The sequence below is a fragment of the Brachybacterium halotolerans genome (assembly GCF_016623465.1).
GTDB classification, from domain to species: domain Bacteria; phylum Actinomycetota; class Actinomycetes; order Actinomycetales; family Dermabacteraceae; genus Brachybacterium; species Brachybacterium halotolerans.
In genome coordinates this window covers 167676-185810 of record NZ_JAEDAJ010000005.1, presented here as the reverse complement: position 1 = coordinate 185810, position 18135 = coordinate 167676, and the positions used below count along the sequence as shown (strand labels likewise).

Sequence of the window (18135 nt, the reverse complement as noted above, 5' to 3'; positions counted from 1 at the left end):
CTTCCCCTGACCTCGTCCCCCGTCGGAAACGGAGCAGCATCGCATGGCGGCAACCCAGCGCAGCAATCGCGACCGGAAGAACGCGGATCCCGCGAAGCGCGCCGCGGGCGACGCGGGATCCGAGCCCCTGAAGCGCAGCAGGGCCGAGAAGCCCTCGACCGACGAGACCCATGAGAAGGCGAAGGACGCGATCTCCGAGCGCCGTCGGCCGGCCGCCGAGAGCACGGGCCGCGGCCGCCGCGTCGCCGCGCCCGCGGTCACCCCGAACTGGATCGCCCCGGTCGCGGTGGTCCTGCTGATCGTGGGCCTGATCTACCTGGTCACCTACTACCTCTCGAGCGCGACGCTGCCGCTCCCGATCGGCGACTGGAACCTGCTCGTGGGCTTCGGCGCGCTCGCCATGGGCGGCGTCACGCTCATGTTCTGGAAGTGAGCACTCCCCGGCCGCTCCCGGACCACGGCACCGGACCCGCTCAGCCCTGGCACCGCTTCGTCGCCCTCGGCGACTCCTTCACGGAGGGCATCGGCGATCCCGACCCGGATGCTCCGGGCGGCCATCGCGGCTGGGCCGATCGCGTCGCCGAGGAGCTGGGCCGCTCGGTCCCGGGCTTCGAGTACGCGAACCTCGCGATCCGCGGGCGCCTCTACCAGGAGATCATCGACGAGCAGATCGAGCCCGCGGTCGCGCTCGAGCCGGACCTGGTGAGCATCTTCGCCGGCGGCAACGACGTGATCCGCGGGCGCGACCCCGACGAGATCGCCGCCGCGATGGACACGGCCGTCGGCCGCCTCGCCGAGACCGGCGCGACCATCGTCCTGTGGACCGGTCCCGATGTCGGCTCCACGCCCGTGTTCCACCTGATCCGCGGGCGCACCGCGATCTACAACGAGAACATGCGCGCGATCGCGCAGCGCCACGGCGCCGCGGTCGTGGACCTGTGGTCGCTGCGATCGCTCACGCACGAGGGGATGTGGGCCGAGGACCGCCTGCACTTCTCCCCCGAGGGGCATCTGACGATCGCCGCGCACGTGCTGGACACCCTGGGCGTCGAGCACACGCTGCAGCCCCATGACCTGGGCGACCCCACCGCGCTCCCGTGGCGCGAAGCCCGCCAGCAGGACCTGCACTGGGCACGGGTCCACTTCGGGCCGTGGGTGGTGCGCCGTCTGCGCCGGCAGTCATCGGGCGATGCGGTGCGGCCGAAGAGGCCGTCGGCCGCACCGGTCTTCGGCCGCCCCATGCCTCCCGGCACCTCCGCCTCCGACCGGTAGGTCCGGGAGACACGGCGGGCCGACGGACGTCGCCGTCCTGCGCAGGCGGGTCGCGACGAGGTTCCGCCGCTCCGCCGCCCGATGGGTACTTCTCCCCACTGCGCTCCCGCACGAGGGCATCTAGGGTATGGGCAACGGGCTGCACCGAGCGCACTGGTCGGCGGCCCGCAGGCGCGGGGTCTCCGCGCCGCACACCTCCTTCGACAACGGGGCCACCATGCACTCCCTCTCCCTGCGGCGACGGCTCGCCGCGCTCCTCCTCCTTCCTCTCCTCCTGCTCGTGGCCGGCTGCGCACGGGTGACCGCGGATTTCGACATCACCAGCGCGGACAGCTACGACCTCGACTTCGACATGGCCGTCGAGAAGTCCTACGTCGAGAGCGAGTTCAGCTCCGCCGACGAGCTGTGCAAGGGCCTCGAGGACGAGGACTCCGGCGAGTTCGGCCAGGCGACGTGGAAGCCCTACACCGAGGACGACATGTGGGGCTGCAAGATCTCCGGCACCGTCGAGAAGAAGGACTTCGGGTCGGGCTTCGCGATCGACGAGAGCGATGGAGAGCTGCACCTGAAGATCTCGCCAGACTCCTCCTTCGACCCCTCGAGCAGCGGATTCACCGCGAGCGACCTCGACCTTACGGTCACCTTCTCCTTCCCGGGCAAGGTCATCGAGTCCAACGTCGGCACGGTCGACGGCAAGACGGTCACGATCACCGACGCCGGTGACATGAGCAAGGGCGTGGACATCACCGCGAAGGCCGGCGGCATCGGTGCGGGCCTGATCATCCTCATCGTCGCGGTGGTCGTCGTGCTGCTGATCGTGCTGATCATCATCGCGCTGATCGTGTTCTTCGTGGTGCGCTCGCGCCGTAGGAACAACGCCCAGAACAGCGCGGGCCCCGGCGGCTTCGGCGGACCGGCGGGCGGCTTCGGCAACGGCGGTGACTTCGGCGGGACCAGCGGCAACGGCGGCTACCCCGGCGGCTCCGGCTACCCGGGCGGCGGCCAGGGCCCGAGCCAGGGCCAGAACCCGCAGCAGGGCGGCCAGGGTGAGCAGTGGAACCAGGCCCCCGGCCAGCAGGGCCAGCAGGGTCAGCCCGGACCGTCGGCCCCGTCGGCACCCCAGGCACCCTCGGAGCAGCAGCCGTGGAACCAGCCTCCGGCCCCGCAGGGCCAGCAGGGCGAGCAGAACCAGCAGGGCCAGCAGCCCTGGGGACAGCAGCCGGGGCAGGGGCCCGACGGCGAGCAGCCGTGGAGCCGTCCGCCGCAGAGCTGAGGCTCGGCGCGCGGGTGCGCGGTCACCCGCGACGCCAATCGAAAGGCCGTGAGGCGGCTCACGGCCTCTCGATTGGCGCGGCGAACCGGGGCCGACTAGTATTACTGAGGTCGGTCACGCCGACGAGCGCCTGTAGCTTAACGGATAGAGCATCTGACTACGGATCAGAAGGTTGGGGGTTCGAATCCCTCCAGGCGCACCAGCGGAAAGGCCCCGCCACCTGCGGTGACGGGGCCTTTCGCATGTCCGGGCACGGTTCCTTCGCGCTCAGCCGCGCGCGATCGCCTCGCGCACGCTGGGCCAGGACCGGAGGATGTCGCGGGCCTCGGGATCGTCCTCCGCGGCGATCGCCTCGGTGCGCGCCTCCTCGAGGAGCTCATCGATGACCACGCGCGTGCCGCGGTCCACGGAGGCGACGGCGGCCTCGACCATCGCGAAGCTGAGGATGTTCTCGTGCACCTCGCACATGGGGGTGCGGCCCTCGCGCAGCGCGGTCACGAACTCGATGATCGAGGCGTCGATCTGGTCGGGCTCGGGCTCGGCGAGCGCCTGCTCGAGGGCCGACTGCAGAGTGCGGGTGCGCTCCTCGTCCTCGGTGCCGAGCTGCGGCACACCCTTCCCGTCCCAGGTGGCCGTCCCCTGCTCGGCCCCGATGCGCCACTCGCTGTTCCAGTAGGTCGGCAGGCCGCGCGCGTTCCAGGTGCCGTTGTAGACGAACAGCGAGCCGCCGCTCATCTCGAAGGTGCAGCTCACGGTCGCATCGCCCGCGTACACGCTCCACTGCGGATTGGTGCCGTGCGCGGTCACCGCGAGCGGGTCCGTTCCGGTGATGTAGCGGGCGGTGTCGAAGGCGTGGATGCCCATGTCCCGCAGCAGCGGGTGCTGCTGAGTGGCGCGGAAGCCCTCGTGCTCGGTGAACAGGCTGAAGAAGGCGCTGGTCAGGATTGTCGGCCCGTGCTCGGCGACGAAGCGCCGCAGCTCCCGCACCTGCGGGAAGAACCGACGCGACTGGGAGACCATGAACGGCACTCCCGTGAGCTCCGAGTGGGCCATGAGGCTCAGCGCCTCCGGCAGCGTCTCGGTCACCGGCTTCTCGCCGAGCACCGGGATGCCCGCGTGCAGGGCCTTGCGGGTGACCGGGTGGTGGGCGACGGGGACCGTCGGGTCGATGAGGATGTCGGCGCCCACCTCGAGGGCGAGGTCCACGCCGTCGGTGCCGACGGCCACGGCCGAGGGGTCCTCGACGCCCGACTGGGCGATGGACTGCGCGGGCATGCCCTCGACGAGGTCGGCGACGCCCACGAGCTCGGTCACCGGGCTCGAGGCGATCACTCGAGCCCACCACTTCCCCATCCCGCCCGCGCCGACGACGACGGCCCGCAGGGGCCGCTGCCCCGCGGAGTTCGCGATCGCGGCGTTGGGATCGGCGACGGCGTCCGAGGTGCTCGCCTCCGCGCGCGTCCCGTCGGCCGCCGTGCTCTCGCGCAGATCAGATGACACGGGTGATCTCCTCGCCCTCGGCGGTGCGGGTGCCCTCGCGGAACCAGTCCCGCGGAGCGTTGGCGATCTTGATCGCGGCGCGCTCGCGGTCCTCCTGGGGACGGGCCCAGAGAGCGGCGTTGGCGAGCACGCGCTGGATCTCCGCCTGGTGGTAGACGGGGTACTCCTGGTCGCCGGGGCTGAAGTAGAAGATGCGTCCCTTGCCGCGGTAGAAGCAGCAGCCCGAGCGGAACACCTCTCCCCCGCTGAAGGAGGAGATGAAGACCTGCTCGTCGGGCGCGGGGATGTCGAACATCTCGCCGTACATCTCCTGGCCGGGGATCACGATCGGGTGCGGCACGCCGCGGGCGATCGGGTGGGAGCCGCTCACGGTCCACACCCGCTCCTCGTCGTTGTCGTTGCGCCACAGCAGGTTGCAGGTGGTGCCCATGAGCAGGCGGAACGGCTTGGAATAGTGCGCGGAGTGGAGAGGCAGGAAGCCCATGCCCTCGCGCACGTGGCGGACCACGCGCTCGGCGACCTCGTCGGGCACGTCGTCGTGGGCCATGTGGCCCCACCAGGTGAGGACGTCGGTGCTCGCGAGGACCTCCTCGCTGAGGGACTCCTCGATGTCGTCGAGCAGGGCGACGCGCACGTCGACGTCCTCGCCGAGCGCCCCGAGCGTGCTGGTCAGCGCACCCGCGATCGTGGTGTGCATGCCCTCGGGGTAGAGTTCCTGGACTCTCTCGTCGACCTTCTCGTGCCGGTTCTCGCCGAACACGGTGATGCGCAGGGTCATCGCGCGACTCCTTCGTCTCATGGTGGTGGGGTGCAGTCGATCTGCAGGGTGGAGTACGGGCGTCGTTCCCGCCGGGGACTGCGGCAGCGCGTCTGCGTCACAGCTCCGTTCCCACGTGGTCACCATCGTAGGGTCGCGCGGCCCCCTCGGTGCACGGGCCGTCCCCTGGGTGGGACGCGGCCCGCCGGTTCCGGCCCCGATCCTGACCCCGGTCCCCGCCCGGAGACCCCGATCCCGGCCCGCCCATCCCGACATGCCGCGGCAACCAGCGACCCTTGCGCCCCTGTCCAGGGCACGTGCAGGCTGACGGTGCCCCCGGCGAGCTCTTCGGGCCGCAGCGGACGGGCGCACGGCGTCGGTGCGCTCGCGCGGCGGTCTCCGGCCCGGCCACGGCTTCTCGTGCACCGATCACAGGAGATCCGATGACCCACTCGTCCGCTGCTCGCCCCTCCCGTCGTGCCCTCTTCGCAGGCACCGCCGCCGCCACGGGCCTGATGGCGGCGCCGCTGGCCGCACCGTCCACCGCACGGGCCGCCGTGAGCGACCCCTACGACCCCTCGGCGTACACGGCGTCCCACGGCTTCACGTTCGTCGACGGCTTCCCGGTCGCCATCCCCGAATGGCGCTCGATCGACTTCCGGGTGCATGCCCCCAAGATCCGCACCTTCCCGCCGTCGTTCCGCGTGGCGCTCCCCGCCGGGTACGCCGACGAGCCGGACCGCGACTATCCCGTGCTCCTGCTGCTGCACGGGCGCCGAGGGGACTTCACGCAGTGGTCCGCCGACGACACCGGCGAGTCCGGCGGCGACGGCGGCGGAGGCGGCCAGGCGATCTCCCGCACGGAGGACCAGGACGTCATCGTCGTCATGCCCGACGGCGGCGCCGGCTCGTTCTACTCCAACGCCAATGCACCGCTGCCCGGCCGCGAGGCCGCGTGGGAGACCTTCATCATCGAGCAGGTCCTGGGCTTCGTGCACGACAGCTTCCGCACCGACCCGACGCGCATGGCGATCGCCGGGCTCTCGATGGGCGGCTGGGGCGCGCTCGCGCTCGGGCAGAAGTACAAGGACCTCTTCACCTCGATCAGCTCCTACTCGGGCCCCGGCGACTGCCGCCTGGACACGGACGACGGCAGGCTCGTCGCCTTCACGATCCTCGCCTGCCCGATCTTCGACGCCTGCAAGTACCCCGCCACCGCGAACGGCCCCGGCGCGACCTGGGGCCCGTCCCTCGCTCCGCCGATCGCCTCGACCTACGACCCGATCGAGAACATCGAGCGCTACCGCGGCAAGCGCATGTTCCTCCGCAGCGGCGACGGCAACTGGATCGATTTCGTCGCCGCCCTCCAGGGCCACGGCGATCTGCTCGACCAGATCCGTCGGAAGGCGGACACGATCGGCGGGGACGTGATCGAGGGACCCGTGCACCCGAACATGGAGCGGTTCGCGGGCGCGCTGAGCGCAGCGGGCATCGAGAACGACTACCGCATGGACAAGGGCCGCACCCACGACTGGACCCTCTGGCGCGAGAACTTCGCCGAGGACCTCCCCGGGATCATGCAGGCGCTCGAGGCCTGAGCGGGGCCCCCGCGCCCAGCGGCGCCGACGGCGCCCGCACGGCCGCACGCCACGCTCCACACTCCACCCTCCAGACTTCACACTCCTCAGGAGAGACGATGACCCACCAGACCCACGCCCACCGCCCCTCGCGCCGCACGATGCTCGCGGGAACCGCCGCGGCCGCCGCGATGACGACGGCGGGAAGCATGGCCGCCGCCCCCGCCGCGCAGGCGACCGGAACCGACCCGTTCGACCCCGGGGCCTACACCGCCTCGCACGGTCTGCGCTTCGAGAGCGGCTTCCCCGCCCCGGTGCCGTCCAAGCGCTCGATCGACTTCCGCGTCAGCACCGACCAGGTCAAGACCTTCCCGCCCTCGTTCCGCGTGATGCTTCCCGAGGGGTACGCCGACACGGAGCGGACCTACCCCGTGCTGCTGCTCCTGCATGGGGGCTGGGGCATGTTCCTGGACTGGACGGAGCGCGGAGGGAACGCGGTCGGGGCCACCGCCGGCCAGGACGTCATCGTCGTCATGCCCGACGGCGGAGGCGGATCCTTCTACTCGAACGCGAACTTCCCCCGACCGGGCCTCGAGGCGAACTGGGAGACCTTCATCATCGAGCAGGTGCTGCCCTTCGTCCATGACAGCTTCCGCACGGATCCCTCGCGGATGGCGATCGCGGGACTGTCGATGGGAGGGTTCGGCTCGCTCGCCCTGGGCCAGAAGTACGACAGCAGCTTCCTCTCCGTGAGCGCCTACTCCGGACCGGCCGACGTCACCGCACCGGGCGTCGACGCGACGATCGCGCTCGCCCCTCTCGCCGATGCGCAGAACGGCTACTGGCAGACCACGAACCTTCCCGGTGCGGTGTGGGGCTGGCCCGCGTCCGACGTGCGCTTCCAGTACGACCCGCTCTCGAACGTCGAGCGGTACCGGGGCAAGCGACTGTTCCTGCGCTGCGGCGACGGCCTGAACCCGGATCTCCACAAGATCATCGAGGCGGCGCCCGACATCGCCGCACAGCTGGGGCTGTCCATCGCGAAGATCCAGGCCGACGTCACCGAGATCGGTGTGAAGCCGACGAACGTGGACTTCCACGACGCCCTGGACGCTGCCGGGATCGAGCACGACTTCGCCGTCTGGCCGGGCCATGAGCACGATTGGGACACCTGGAACCGGGCGTTCGCGGAGGACCTGCCCGGGATCATGGCCGCGCTCCGGGCCTGATCGGTCGACGACGGGCGCCGCTGCGCGCAGGGCTACGTGCGCAACAGCCCCTCGTCGGCCAGGAACCCGCGCAGGGCGGCCACCGTTCGTCGCATGGTGCGCTCGGCACGGCGCTGACCGAGGACGCCGCCGAGCGCTCGCGGGCTCGCATCGGACCACGAGCAGACGGCGAGGCTCCCCGGCTCGTCAGAGCGCACGTCGATCCGCATCTCGAGGTGCTGGCCGCGTCCCGCGAGGCCTCCCAGCAGGACGTTGCGCCGGATGGACCCGCGCTCGAGGAGGAGCGCCCGCACGTCGTCGTCGGGCCGGGCGCGCACGCGCCACCCGTCGCGCACGCGCCATCCGTCGGCCACCAGCTGCGAGAGCAGGAGGTCGCGCGCTCGCGAGGGCCCGCACGAGAGCGCAAGGCGCACGTCACTCATGCCGACCCTTCCGCTCGACGCGGGCGTGGGCCGACGGGCGCGTCACCGGAGGGACGGCGTGTCCCGCCCGCCCTCAGGGCGTGACGACCTTGCCGGGGTTGAGGTTCCGGCCGGGATCGTTCTGCGCGAAGAGTCCCTCGATGATGTGCTCGCCGAGCTCGCCGATGTCCTCGGTGAGCCAGGGCTGGTGCTCGGTGCCCACGGCGTGGTGGTGGGAGACCGTGGAGCCCAGGTCCACGAAGGCCTGCTGCACGGCGCGCTTGGCGTTGTAGTACTGCTCGAGCGCCTTGTCCGGGCTCGTGTACTTCAGGGCGAAGGTGAAGTAGAGGCAGGCGCCCGAGTGGTAGCTGTGGGACATGTGGCAGAACATGAAGCCGGGCAGTCCCTGCTTCCGCTGCGCCTCGTAGAACGCCTCGTAGACCTTCGCGTGGACCTCGTTGATGTTCGACCACGTCGCACCGGTGTCGCAGACGTCGCCGAACACCTGGTAGCTGAGCAGGAAGTCGCGCAGGTAGGGGGTGTCGAACTTCTTCTGGTCGTAGATCGCACCCGGTCCGGCGCCCAGCGTGATGCCGCCCGCGCCCTTGACCAGCTTCTTCACGACGGACTTCTGGTGCTCGACGGTCTCCTTGGTGCCCTCGAAGCACACGTAGGAGATGCTCATCTCCTCGCTCGTGTCCCAGCCCTTGGAGCGCAGGTAGGCGAAGAGGCCGTCCTGCACCTTCGCGGCGACCCTGCCCTTGGTCGAGGTGGGCTCCTTGACCATGGCGAGGCTGAACTCGGTCTCGGGGCCGTCGGAGAGGCGGGTGAAGGTGGGCGAGACGTCGGTCGAGCGGGCGATCGCATGCATGCCGCGGATGCCGTGCTCCCAGTCGGGGTACATGTAGGCGATGACCTGGCGCACCTGCGGCAGGCGGTGCACCTGCACGGTGAGCTCGGTGATGATGCCCATCCGGCCCTCGGAGCCCAGGATCATCTCGTGGACGCTCGGACCGGAGTCGCGGCCGGGGATCGGGTTGGTGACGACGGTCCCCTCGGGGTGCACGACGCGCATGCCGCGCACGATGTCCTCGATGTCGCCGTACTTGTCGGACTGCATGCCCGAGGAGCGGGTCGCGGCCCATCCGCCCAGCGTCGAGTAGGTGAAGGAGTCCGGGAAGTGGCCCATCGTCCAGCCCTCGGCGGCGAGCTGCTCCTCGAGGTCGGGGCCGTAGACGCCGGCCTGCACGGTCGCGAGTCCCGCAGTGTCGTCGATCGAGAGCACCTGGCGCATGCGGCCCAGGTTCACGGTGATCACGGGGCGCTGCTCGGCCGGGTCGGGGGTGACCGAGCCGGAGATGCAGGAGCCGCCGCCGTAGGGGATCAGCACGAGGTCCTTCTCGATCGCCAGGCGCAGAAGGCCCGCGACCTCCTCCTCGCCACCGGGATAGACCACGGCATCGACGAGGCGGTCGAAATCGCCCGAGCGCACGTGGAACAGGTCCGGCAGGGAGCGGCCGAAGGAGTGCAGCACCCGGTACTCGTCGTCCGTGCGCACGTTCGCCTCGCCCACGAGGCCCACGATCGCTGCGCGCTCGGCGTCGCCCAGACGCCCCGCGGGCACCTCGTGATCGGCGAGCTCGGGATCGTCGAACTGGGTGATCGCCTCGAGATCCACGCCGATCTTGTTCTTCGCGAGCGGCGCGAACGCGGGCTTGTTGTCGAAGCGGAAGCGGACGTCGTCCATGCCCCACCCCCACCACTTGTGCCGGGTGACGTCGGCCGCCGTGAGATCGGCTGCGGAATGCGATGCGGTCATCAGTGCTCCTCCCGGGGTCCCGTGCGGGGGCCCAGGATCTGCTCGTAGTTGGTGTCGTAGAGGTCGACCACGGCCGCGCGCACACGCTCCATGTAGTCGACGACGGATTCGCCGTCGCGGGCCATCATCGGGTCGCCGAAGACGACGCCGACCGGCGGGCGACCGGGCTTGGGCCAGCTGCGGCCCTTGGGCATCGCCTCGTAGCCGCCGACGAGGGCGGCCGGGATGATCGGGACGCCGACGCTCGAGGCGAGCGCCGCGGCGCCCGGCTTGAACTCCCCCATGGTGCCGGTCTTCTGCCGCCCGCCCTCGGGGAACACGAGGATCGGGACGCCGCTGCGCAGCAGACGCCGGGAGAAGCCGGAGTTCTTGCGCGAGCCGTCGCGATCGATCGGGTACGCGTTGAACAGGAGGCGCACGAACAGACGCTTGTACCAGACGTGGAAGAAGTAGTCCGCGGCCACGCCCGTGGAGAGGTAGCGGGCCTGCGCCCAGGGCAGCCCCTCGGCGAGCATCGGAGCATCGAGGTGACTCGTGTGGTTCGCGACCAGGACGAACGGCCCGCGCACCGCCTTCACGCGGCGCGCGGTCGTCACGGTCTGGGTGACGTTGGCTCGCACCAGGCCGCGGAACAGCCCGCGCTGGAGCACGAAGCGCAGGGCCGCGCGGGCGCGCGAGCGGTACTTGCGGGTGTCCTCGTCCAGAGGATCCCAGCCGAGGCTGCGCAGGCGCGAGGAGACGGACTGGTCGTGGCGCGGATTCTGCGCCGACCTGTCGGCCTTGGCGTGCTTGTCCGCCTTCGCGGGCTTCTCCGCCCTCGTCGGCTCGTCCGCCTTCTCCGGCTGGTTGCCTGCCATGCTCAGCGCTCCTTGCTGCGCCGCGAGCTGAGCAGGGAGCTGAGGCGGTGCACGAGCGGGCGGGGCAGCGAGCGCAGCAGCGCGGTGATGAGCTTCCAGCGGCCGCCGGGGATGCTCACGGCCTTCCCCTTGGCGACGTCCTTCAGGCCCTGCTCGGCGAGGTCGTCGGCGTCCAGCCAGAGGAACCCGGGGATCGAGGAGCCGCGGATGCCGGCGCGCTGGTGGAACTCCGTGCGCACCCAGCCCGGGGTGACTGCCGTGGACTGCACGCCCGTGCCCTCGAGCTGCACGCTCAGCGACTCGGAGTAGTTGGTCACCCAGGCCTTGATGGCCGTGTAGTTGTTCTGCGTGATGAAGGCGCTCACGGACGCGATGTTGATGATCCAGCCCTCGCCGCGCGCGCTCATCGCGCGACCGGCGGCGCCGCCGAGCTTGAGGACGGCCCTCTGCATGACCTCGAAGCCGCGGTCGTGCTCGCTCAGGTCGGGATCGAGCAGCGAGGCGCGCACGGAGAACCCGGCGTTGTTCACGAGCACGTCGATGGCGGGGGCGTCGGTCGATTCGAGCCTGTCGGCGACCTTCTGCTGGTCGTCCCGATCGGCCAGATCGGCGACGAGGGTCTCGACCTCGACGCCGTGGCTCGTGCGCAGCTCGGCGGCGGCCTGCTGGAGGCGCGCGTCGTCACGGGCCACGAGCACCAGGGCCACGCCGCGCCGGGCGAAGGCCCTGGCGAACGCCGCTCCGATGCCTGCGGTCCCACCGGTGATAAGGGCCCTGTGCATGCGGGCCACGATACATGGGCGAGGTGCTCCCACCGAGGGGGTCCGGGCCGTCGTGCGCGTCACGCACCAGCGCGGACGAACTGTGGTCGAAGGCCCCATGCGCTACCGTCGGACGAGACCGTGCACGACGTCCGCCCGCGCCCCTGCGCGGTAGGGCACGCCCGCCGCGCCGGCGGGCGGAGGCCGGGAGACCCACCCGGCCGGGACGTCGGCCGCCCACCTGCACCTGAGGGAACACCGCATGTCCAACCCCACCCCGTCCCCCGAGCGCTCCGGCCCGAGCGAGATCCTGCTGACCGGTGTCACCGGCTTCCTCGGCCAGGCCGTCCTGCAGTCGCTCCTCGAGTACACCGACGACGTCCGCGTGACCGCCGTCGTGCGCGCGAAGGGGACGCTGACCGGCCGCAAGCGCCTCGAGGGCCTGCTGCGCAAGCCCGTGTTCTCCTCGTGGGCCGACCGCGTGGGCAAGGACACCGTGCGCGCGGCCTTCGACTCGCGCGTCGACGTGCTCGAGGGCGACCTCACCGCGATGCCGGCGCTCGACAAGAGCTACGACACGGTCATCCACTCCGCGTCCTCGGTGTCCTTCGACCCGCCGATCGACGATGCGTTCCGCACCAACGTCGGCGGCGCGCGCAACCTCTACCAGGCGCTCCTGGACTCCGGCCAGGACCCCCACGTCATCCACGTGTCCACCGCGTACGTGGGCGGCATCTCCAAGGGTCTGCGCCGCGAGGGCCGCCTCGAGCACGGCGTCGACTGGAAGGCCGAGTTCGAGGCCTCCCAGGCGGCCCGCCAGCGCGTGGAGGCCGAGTCCCGTCGGCCCGAGAACCTGCGCACCCAGATGCGCATCGCCCGCCTGCGCGACGGCCGCATGGGCCCCAAGGCCGTCGCCGCCGCCGCCGAGGAGGCGCGCAAGCAGTGGGTCGACGAGCGCCTCGTCGACTTCGGCCGCACCCGCGCCCAGTCCGTCGGCTGGACCGACATCTACACCTTCACCAAGGCGATGGCCGAACGCGTCGCCGAGGAGATGTGGGCCGACGCCGGCCACCGCGTCTCCTTCGTGCGCCCCTCGATCATCGAGTCCGCGCTGCAGCGCCCCTACCCCGGCTGGATCGACGGCTACAAGGTCGCCGACCCGCTGATCATGGCCTTCGGCCGCGGTCTGCTGCCCGAGTTCCCGGGCCTCGCGGACTCCATCCTCGACATCATCCCCGTCGACTTCGTGGTCAACGTGATCGTGGCGCTCGCGACCCAGGACGTCTCCCGCCGCGGCGACGACGCCTACTTCCAGGTCGCCTCGGGCGGCTCGAACCCGCTGCCCTTCCACGAGATGGTCGACGCCGTGCGCGGCTACTTCGTCGAGCACCCGCTGCAGGACGACGACGGCAAGGACATCGTCGTGCCCGACTGGACGTTCCCGTCCGTCGACCTCGTCGAGCAGCGCTTCCGGATGAAGGAGATCGCCACCAAGGCCGGTCAGACCGTCGTCTCCCGCCTGCCCGCGACCCGGCGCACCCGCGAGTGGACGACGACCCTGCACCGCAACGCCTCGGGCCTGACCACGCTGCGCAAGTACATCGAGCTCTACCGCCAGTACACGAAGACCGAGATGGTCTTCGACGATGCGAACACCCGCGCGCTGCGCGAGGAGCTGCCGGCGGAGTTCCTCTCGACCCACGACTTCGACATCACGAAGGTGGACTGGGTCGACTACTTCCGCAACCTCCACCTGCCCGCCGTCACGGAGCTCACCAAGGCGTACTCGCGCGGCCGCGCCGCGGTGCGCGCCCGCCAGAACCGTCCCGCGCCGGAGATGAAGGAGGCGAGCGACGCCCTCGCCGTCTTCGACCTCGACGGCACAGTGGTGGGCGCGAACATCATCCAGCAGTACCTCTCGGTGGTGCGCGCGACCAGGCCGGCCACCTCGTGGCCCGGGGAGATCGGCTCCCTGCTGCGCTCGGTGCCCTCCTACCTGCGGGCCGAGAAGCGCGACCGCTCCGAGCTGATCCGCCTGGTCAACCGCCGCTACAAGGGCTACCGCCGCGAGGAGCTCGAGCACCTGCTCTCCGGCAGCCTGGGCCGCTCGATCCGCTCCTCGATCCGCCCCGAGGCGCTTGAGCTCATCGAGCAGCACCGCCGCGCGGGCCACCGTACCGTGCTGGTCACCGGCGCCCTCGACGTGCTCGTCGAGCCGCTCGCCGGTCTGTTCGACGACATCGTCGCCACCCGCATGGATGTCACCTCCGACGGCGTGATGAGCGGCTACCTCGCCACTCCCCCGGTGGTCGACGAGGCCCGCGCCAACTGGCTGCGCAAGTACGCCGACGAGCACGGCGCCGACCTCAAGAAGTCCTACGGCTACGGCGACTCCCACGCCGACGCCTCCTGGCTCGAGCTCGTGGGCACGCCCTCGGCCGTCTCGCCGGACCTGGGCCTCTACTCGGTCGCCAAGAAGAAGCGCTGGTCCATCCTCGAATGGTGAGGCGGGGTGCGGCCCCTCGAGCGGGCCGCCGCCGAGGGGGCCGGTCCGGTGCCGCGCTCAGTCCTCGGCGACCCCATGATGCCGGCCGATCGGCAGCATCATCGGGCTCCCGGAGACGGGGTCCCGGATCACGCGGTTCTCGAGGCCGAACACGGTCCTCACCGCCTCGGCGGTGAACACCTCCCCGGGAGCGCCTGCGCCGTGGATCCGCCCGTGCTCCATCAGCACCAGGTGGTCGGCGTACCTCGCGGCGAGGTTCAGGTCGTGCAGGACCATGACGATCGTGGTGCCCCGGCGGGCGTTGAGGTCGGTGAGCAGATCGAGCACCTCGACCTGATGGTTCACGTCCAGGAACGTCGTGGGCTCGTCGAGCAGGAGCAGATCGGTGCGCTGGGCCAGGGCCATCGCGATCCACACGCGCTGACGCTGACCGCCGGAGAGCTCGTCCACGGGACGCTCGGCGAGGGCCGCGGTCCCGGTCGCGTCGAGCGCCTCCGCGACGGCCTCGTCATCAGCGGCGGACCATCGCGCCACCAGGCCCTGATGCGGGTGCCGCCCCCGGGAGACCAGCTCCGCGACGGTGATGCCCTCGGGCGCGATCGGCGACTGAGGCAGCAGGCCCAGGGTGCGCGCGACCTGCTTGGCCGGCAGACGGTGGATCCGGGTGCCGTCGAGCAGCACCTGGCCCGACGTCGGCGCCAGCAGACGCGAGAGCACGCGCAGCAGCGTCGACTTCCCGCACGCGTTGGCGCCGATGATCGCCGTGATCCGCGCGGGCACCAGCTCGAGGTCGAGGCCCTCGATCACACTGCGGTCCCCGTAACCGGCGCTGAGGCCGCTCGCGGCCAGGGTGTGGTCCGTGGTCATCGTGGAATGCCTCCTGGCGGGACGGGCGCGGGCCGGGGATGAGGGGCGGCACCGGGCGTCATAGGGATCCGCCCGAGCGCTGGGTGCGGACGACGAGATAGATGAGGTAGGGAGCACCGAGCACGCCCGTGACCACGCCGACGGGGAAGCGGGTGCCGATCGCCCACTGCCCCACGAGGTCGGAGACGACGACCAGCAGCGCGCCGACCAGTGCGGAGGGCACGAGGAGCGAGGCCCCGGGGCCGACGATCCTGGCGGCGATCGGCCCGGCGAGGAACGCCACGAAGGCGATCGGACCGGTGGCGGCGGTCGCGAAGGCGACCAGGCCGACCGCGGCGATCACGACCACGAGCCGCAGCCGCTGGACGCGCACGCCGAGGGCCGCGGCGGAGTCGTCGCCGAGCTGGGAGACGGTCAGGTCCCGGGAGGCGGCGAGGAGCAGAGGCCCACCGACGAGGAGTGCGACCAGGACGGGACGCACATCGCCCCAGGCGGCGCCGTTCAGGCTCCCCGTGAGCCAGCGCATCGCCTCCTGAAGGTCCCACTGCGCCGCGCGGGAGAGCACGTAGCTGGTCACCGAGTCGAGCATGGCGGCCACGCCGATCCCGACGAGGATCAGGCGCGTGCCCGCCACGCCCTTGCGATACGAGAGCAGATAGATCGCGAGGGCCACGGCGAGCCCTGCGAGGATCGCGATCACGGACACCGCGGGGCCCGAGAGTCCCAGCAGCACGATGGCGACGACCGCCGCGGCGGACGCGCCCGCGCTGATGCCGATGATGTCCGGGCTCGCGAGCGGGTTGCGGAGCATCGTCTGGAATGTGACGCCGCCGAGTCCGAAGCAGCAGCCCACGAGCACCGCGAGAACGGCGCGCGGCAGGCGCAGCGTCCCGACGGTGAAGGAGGCGCCGGGGACCTGCTGGCCGCGGACCACGCGCCAGATCTCCCCCGCCGAGTAGACGCGGTGACCGATCGCCAAGGAGGCGTAGAACCCGGCGGCGATCAGCACGACCAGCACGAGCACGGTCACTGTGCGGCGCACGCGGCGACGGCGGCGCTCGGTGCGCACCCTCTCGAGCGTCGAGGGCGGAGTTGCCGAGGAGGGCTGTGCGCTCACAGTGCCTTCACCTTCTGACGCCGCACGATGGCGATGAAGAAGGGGGCTCCCAGCAGCGCCGTGACGATGCCGACGTCGAGTTCCTCGGGGCGTGCGATCAGCCGCCCCAGCACGTCCGAGGCGAGCAGCAGACACGCACCCACGACACCGCTGAACACCATCAGGGGACGATGCCCGACACCGACGAGCAGGCGGCACGCGTGCGGGACCACCAGCCCGACGAACCCGATCGGTCCGCAGGCGGCGGTCACGGCCCCGCACAGGAGGACCGCGCCCAGGGCGGCGAGCAGTCGGGTCGCCAGCACGTGCTCGCCCAGGCCGGCCGCGACCTCGTCCCCGAGGGCGAGGGAGTCCAGTCCGCGCGCGGTGACGAGTGCGAGCACGAGCCCGACGAGCAGGAAGGGCCAGATCTGATGGAGGGTCGCCCAGGTCGCGCCGCCCACCCCGCCGATCTGCCACGACCGAGCGGATTCGGCGATGTCCCCGCGGGGCAGGACGACCGCGGTGACCAGCGATCCGAGGGCGGCGGAGGTCGCGGCGCCCGCGAGCGCGAGCTTGAGCGGCGTGGCACCGCCCTGCCCGAGGGAGCCGATGACGTAGACCCCGACGGCGGTGGCGCCCGCCCCGGCGATCGCGACCCACACCATGGTGCGGGCATCCCCCGAGCCGTTGCCGAGTCCGAGGACCGCCATGGCGATCACCACGGCGAGGGTCGCGCCGGTGTTCACGCCGAGGATGCCCGGGTCGGCGAGCGGATTGCGGGTGACGCCCTGCATGATGCACCCCGAGATGCCGAGCCCCGCCCCGCCGACGAGCGCGAGCACGGTGCGCGGCATGCGCTTGGCGACAGCGGCCTGGTCGAACCCCTCAGGCATCCCCCTCAGGGGCGAGAGGATGTCCTCGAGGCCGACCTGCCTGGACCCGAGGGCGACGGAGGCCAGGGCGAGGGCGGCCAGCAGCGCCAGGCACCCGAGCAGCCACAGCAGGCGCGTGCGCCGGCCCCGGCGGAGCGGGGCGAGCGTCGAGGACGCCGTCACTTCCCGGCGGCCTGCTCGAGCTCGTCGAGGTACCGGTCGAGCACGTACGAGATCGACAGCGGGGTCGGGTTCGCGGCGGTGCCGAACGGATCGTCCGAGGGCAGGGCCACGATCGCGTCGTTCTTCACGGCGGGGATCTGCGAGAGCACCGGATCGCCCTGCAGGGTCTTCACGAGCTTCTCGTCGCCGTAGGTGACGATGATGTCGACGTCGTCGAACACGTCCGCCTTCTCCGCGCTCACGCTGCCCGAGAACTCGTCGGTCTTCGCCGAGACCCCGGCGATGGACTTCGGCGTGGACATCCCCAGGTCCTCGAAGAACATCGGCCGCGTGTCATGGGCGGTGTAGAAGTTCACGACGCTGAGGTCCGAGGTGTCCACATGCGTGAGGAACATGGCCGACTTCCCCGTGACGCCGGAGTGCTTCTCCACCGCGTCGGAGATCTCCTTCTCGAGGTCGGCGATGAGCTTCTCGCCCTCGGTCTGCATGCCCATGCCCTTGGCGCTGTACTCGATCATCTCGCGCCACGGAGTGCCCCATGCGACCTCCGGGTAGGCGATGGTCGGTGCGATCTCGCTGAGCGTGTCGTAGTCCTCCTGGGTGAGCCCCGAGTAGGTCGCCAGGATCAGGTCGGGCTCGGTGTTCGCGACCGCCTCGAAATCGATGCCGTCGGTCTCGTCGAACAGGACCGGCGTCTCGGCGCCCAGCTCCTCGAGCCTGTCGCTCACCCAGGGCAGCACGCCGTCGCCGTCGTCGTCGCCGAAGTTCGCCGCGGCCATGCCGACAGGCACCACGCCGAGGGCGAGCGGCACCTCGTGATTGCCCCAGTTCACGCACGCGATGCTGCTGGGCTTGGTCGGGATCTCCGCGGTGCCGAGGGCATGCTCGACGCTCAGCGGGAAATCGCCGCCGGCGTCCGAGGCCTCGGATCCTCCCCCCGCCGCTTCCGAGGCGGCGTCAGTTCCGGAGCAGGCGGCCAGGGCGAGCGCGGGCAGCGCGAGACCGGAGCCGAGGAGAGCACGACGGCCGATGATCGAACGGCGCGGGGAATGGGACATGGTTTCCTTTCGAGGGGTGACGAGACGCCACCGGGGGCGCGCTCCGGGGCGCGCGTGCGACGCACGGCGAGCGGAACGGCGGAGTGCGGCGCGCGGCACGCACG

16 protein-coding genes and 1 tRNA gene are annotated in these 18135 nt (G+C 71.3%); 7 read left to right on the top strand and 10 right to left on the bottom strand.

Annotated features, from left to right (window positions below):
• Positions 1–43: 43 nt before the first annotated feature.
• The 4 genes from I8D64_RS10770 (at position 44) to I8D64_RS10755 (ending at position 2747) form a co-directional block, all read left to right on the top strand.
• Positions 44–433, top strand: a complete 390-nt coding sequence (locus tag I8D64_RS10770; RefSeq protein ID WP_200502616.1) for a cell division protein CrgA — start codon at positions 44–46, stop codon at positions 431–433.
• Entirely contained in the window at positions 430–1272 is an 843-nt protein-coding gene (locus I8D64_RS10765) for a GDSL-type esterase/lipase family protein (RefSeq protein ID WP_200502614.1), read from the top strand. The genes I8D64_RS10770 and I8D64_RS10765 overlap by 4 nt, the downstream gene beginning before the upstream one ends.
• A gap of 127 nt (positions 1273–1399) precedes the next feature.
• Positions 1400–2545, top strand: a complete 1146-nt coding sequence (locus tag I8D64_RS10760) for an LppM family (lipo)protein (RefSeq protein WP_200502613.1) — start codon at positions 1400–1402, stop codon at positions 2543–2545.
• 126 nt (positions 2546–2671) lie between these two features.
• Positions 2672–2747 (top strand) — tRNA-Arg (locus I8D64_RS10755).
• Positions 2748–2812: 65 nt separating this feature from the next.
• On the opposite strand, the gene I8D64_RS10750 is transcribed toward I8D64_RS10755, so the two are convergent.
• Positions 2813–4045: a Gfo/Idh/MocA family protein gene (locus I8D64_RS10750; RefSeq protein ID WP_343068542.1), complete on the bottom strand. Its 1233-nt coding sequence runs from the start codon at positions 4043–4045 to the stop codon at positions 2813–2815.
• Positions 4035–4823 carry a ThuA domain-containing protein gene (locus tag I8D64_RS10745; protein WP_200502611.1) on the bottom strand — a complete coding sequence of 263 codons (789 nt, stop codon included), beginning with the start codon at positions 4821–4823 and terminating at the stop codon, positions 4035–4037. Before I8D64_RS10745 ends, I8D64_RS10750 begins: the two co-directional genes overlap by 11 nt.
• Before the next feature lie 422 nt (positions 4824–5245).
• Here I8D64_RS10745 and I8D64_RS10740 point away from each other — a divergent pair, with 422 nt between their 5' ends.
• Positions 5246–6400 carry an alpha/beta hydrolase gene (locus I8D64_RS10740; protein WP_200502602.1) on the top strand — a complete coding sequence of 385 codons (1155 nt, stop codon included), beginning with the start codon at positions 5246–5248 and terminating at the stop codon, positions 6398–6400.
• Positions 6401–6498: 98 nt separating this feature from the next.
• The gene (locus I8D64_RS10735) at positions 6499–7608 is read left to right on the top strand and encodes an alpha/beta hydrolase (RefSeq protein WP_200502601.1); all 1110 of its coding nucleotides are present in this window, start codon (positions 6499–6501) and stop codon (positions 7606–7608) included.
• 32 nt (positions 7609–7640) lie between these two features.
• On the opposite strand, the gene I8D64_RS10730 is transcribed toward I8D64_RS10735, so the two are convergent.
• From I8D64_RS10730 to I8D64_RS10715, 4 genes are all read right to left on the bottom strand, one after another.
• Positions 7641–8030, bottom strand: coding sequence for a hypothetical protein (locus I8D64_RS10730; RefSeq protein WP_200502599.1), 390 nt, complete (start codon positions 8028–8030; stop codon positions 7641–7643).
• A gap of 73 nt (positions 8031–8103) precedes the next feature.
• The gene (locus tag I8D64_RS10725; protein WP_200502596.1) at positions 8104–9828 is read right to left on the bottom strand and encodes an FAD-binding oxidoreductase; all 1725 of its coding nucleotides are present in this window, start codon (positions 9826–9828) and stop codon (positions 8104–8106) included.
• Positions 9828–10685: a lysophospholipid acyltransferase family protein gene (locus I8D64_RS10720; RefSeq protein WP_200502594.1), complete on the bottom strand. Its 858-nt coding sequence runs from the start codon at positions 10683–10685 to the stop codon at positions 9828–9830. The genes I8D64_RS10725 and I8D64_RS10720 overlap by 1 nt, the downstream gene beginning before the upstream one ends.
• Before the next feature lie 2 nt (positions 10686–10687).
• Positions 10688–11467: an SDR family NAD(P)-dependent oxidoreductase gene (locus I8D64_RS10715; RefSeq protein WP_200502592.1), complete on the bottom strand. Its 780-nt coding sequence runs from the start codon at positions 11465–11467 to the stop codon at positions 10688–10690.
• 241 nt (positions 11468–11708) lie between these two features.
• Here I8D64_RS10715 and I8D64_RS10710 point away from each other — a divergent pair, with 241 nt between their 5' ends.
• Complete coding sequence (locus I8D64_RS10710; RefSeq protein ID WP_200502585.1) at positions 11709–13952, top strand: HAD-IB family hydrolase; 2244 nt, start codon at positions 11709–11711, stop codon at positions 13950–13952.
• A gap of 57 nt (positions 13953–14009) precedes the next feature.
• Here the strand turns inward: I8D64_RS10710 and I8D64_RS10705 are convergent, their stop codons facing one another.
• Genes I8D64_RS10705 through I8D64_RS10690 form a run of 4 tightly spaced genes read right to left on the bottom strand, consistent with a single transcriptional unit; the run spans position 14010 to position 18031 of the window.
• Positions 14010–14819, bottom strand: a complete 810-nt coding sequence (locus tag I8D64_RS10705) for an ABC transporter ATP-binding protein (protein ID WP_200502583.1) — start codon at positions 14817–14819, stop codon at positions 14010–14012.
• A 58-nt stretch (positions 14820–14877) separates the two neighbouring features.
• Positions 14878–15936 carry an iron chelate uptake ABC transporter family permease subunit gene (locus I8D64_RS10700; protein ID WP_200502581.1) on the bottom strand — a complete coding sequence of 353 codons (1059 nt, stop codon included), beginning with the start codon at positions 15934–15936 and terminating at the stop codon, positions 14878–14880.
• Complete coding sequence (locus I8D64_RS10695) at positions 15933–16973, bottom strand: iron chelate uptake ABC transporter family permease subunit (RefSeq protein ID WP_200502579.1); 1041 nt, start codon at positions 16971–16973, stop codon at positions 15933–15935. Before I8D64_RS10695 ends, I8D64_RS10700 begins: the two co-directional genes overlap by 4 nt.
• Complete coding sequence (locus I8D64_RS10690; protein ID WP_200502578.1) at positions 16970–18031, bottom strand: iron-siderophore ABC transporter substrate-binding protein; 1062 nt, start codon at positions 18029–18031, stop codon at positions 16970–16972. Before I8D64_RS10690 ends, I8D64_RS10695 begins: the two co-directional genes overlap by 4 nt.
• Positions 18032–18135: the final 104 nt, after the last annotated feature.

Excerpts from the sequence above, each read along its gene's own strand:
- I8D64_RS10770 (WP_200502616.1), top strand. The coding sequence starts at position 44 with ATGGCGGCAACCCAGCGCAGCAATCGCGACCGGAAGAACGCGGATCCC.
- I8D64_RS10760 (WP_200502613.1), top strand. The coding sequence starts at position 1,400 with ATGGGCAACGGGCTGCACCGAGCGCACTGGTCGGCGGCCCGCAGGCGC.
- I8D64_RS10745 (WP_200502611.1), bottom strand. The coding sequence starts at position 4,823 with ATGACCCTGCGCATCACCGTGTTCGGCGAGAACCGGCACGAGAAGGTC.
- I8D64_RS10740 (WP_200502602.1), top strand. The coding sequence starts at position 5,246 with ATGACCCACTCGTCCGCTGCTCGCCCCTCCCGTCGTGCCCTCTTCGCA.
- I8D64_RS10735 (WP_200502601.1), top strand. The coding sequence starts at position 6,499 with ATGACCCACCAGACCCACGCCCACCGCCCCTCGCGCCGCACGATGCTC.
- I8D64_RS10730 (WP_200502599.1), bottom strand. The coding sequence starts at position 8,030 with ATGAGTGACGTGCGCCTTGCGCTCTCGTGCGGGCCCTCGCGAGCGCGC.
- I8D64_RS10725 (WP_200502596.1), bottom strand. The coding sequence starts at position 9,828 with ATGACCGCATCGCATTCCGCAGCCGATCTCACGGCGGCCGACGTCACC.
- I8D64_RS10720 (WP_200502594.1), bottom strand. The coding sequence starts at position 10,685 with ATGGCAGGCAACCAGCCGGAGAAGGCGGACGAGCCGACGAGGGCGGAG.
- I8D64_RS10715 (WP_200502592.1), bottom strand. The coding sequence starts at position 11,467 with ATGCACAGGGCCCTTATCACCGGTGGGACCGCAGGCATCGGAGCGGCG.
- I8D64_RS10710 (WP_200502585.1), top strand. The coding sequence starts at position 11,709 with ATGTCCAACCCCACCCCGTCCCCCGAGCGCTCCGGCCCGAGCGAGATC.
- I8D64_RS10705 (WP_200502583.1), bottom strand. The coding sequence starts at position 14,819 with ATGACCACGGACCACACCCTGGCCGCGAGCGGCCTCAGCGCCGGTTAC.
- I8D64_RS10690 (WP_200502578.1), bottom strand. The coding sequence starts at position 18,031 with ATGTCCCATTCCCCGCGCCGTTCGATCATCGGCCGTCGTGCTCTCCTC.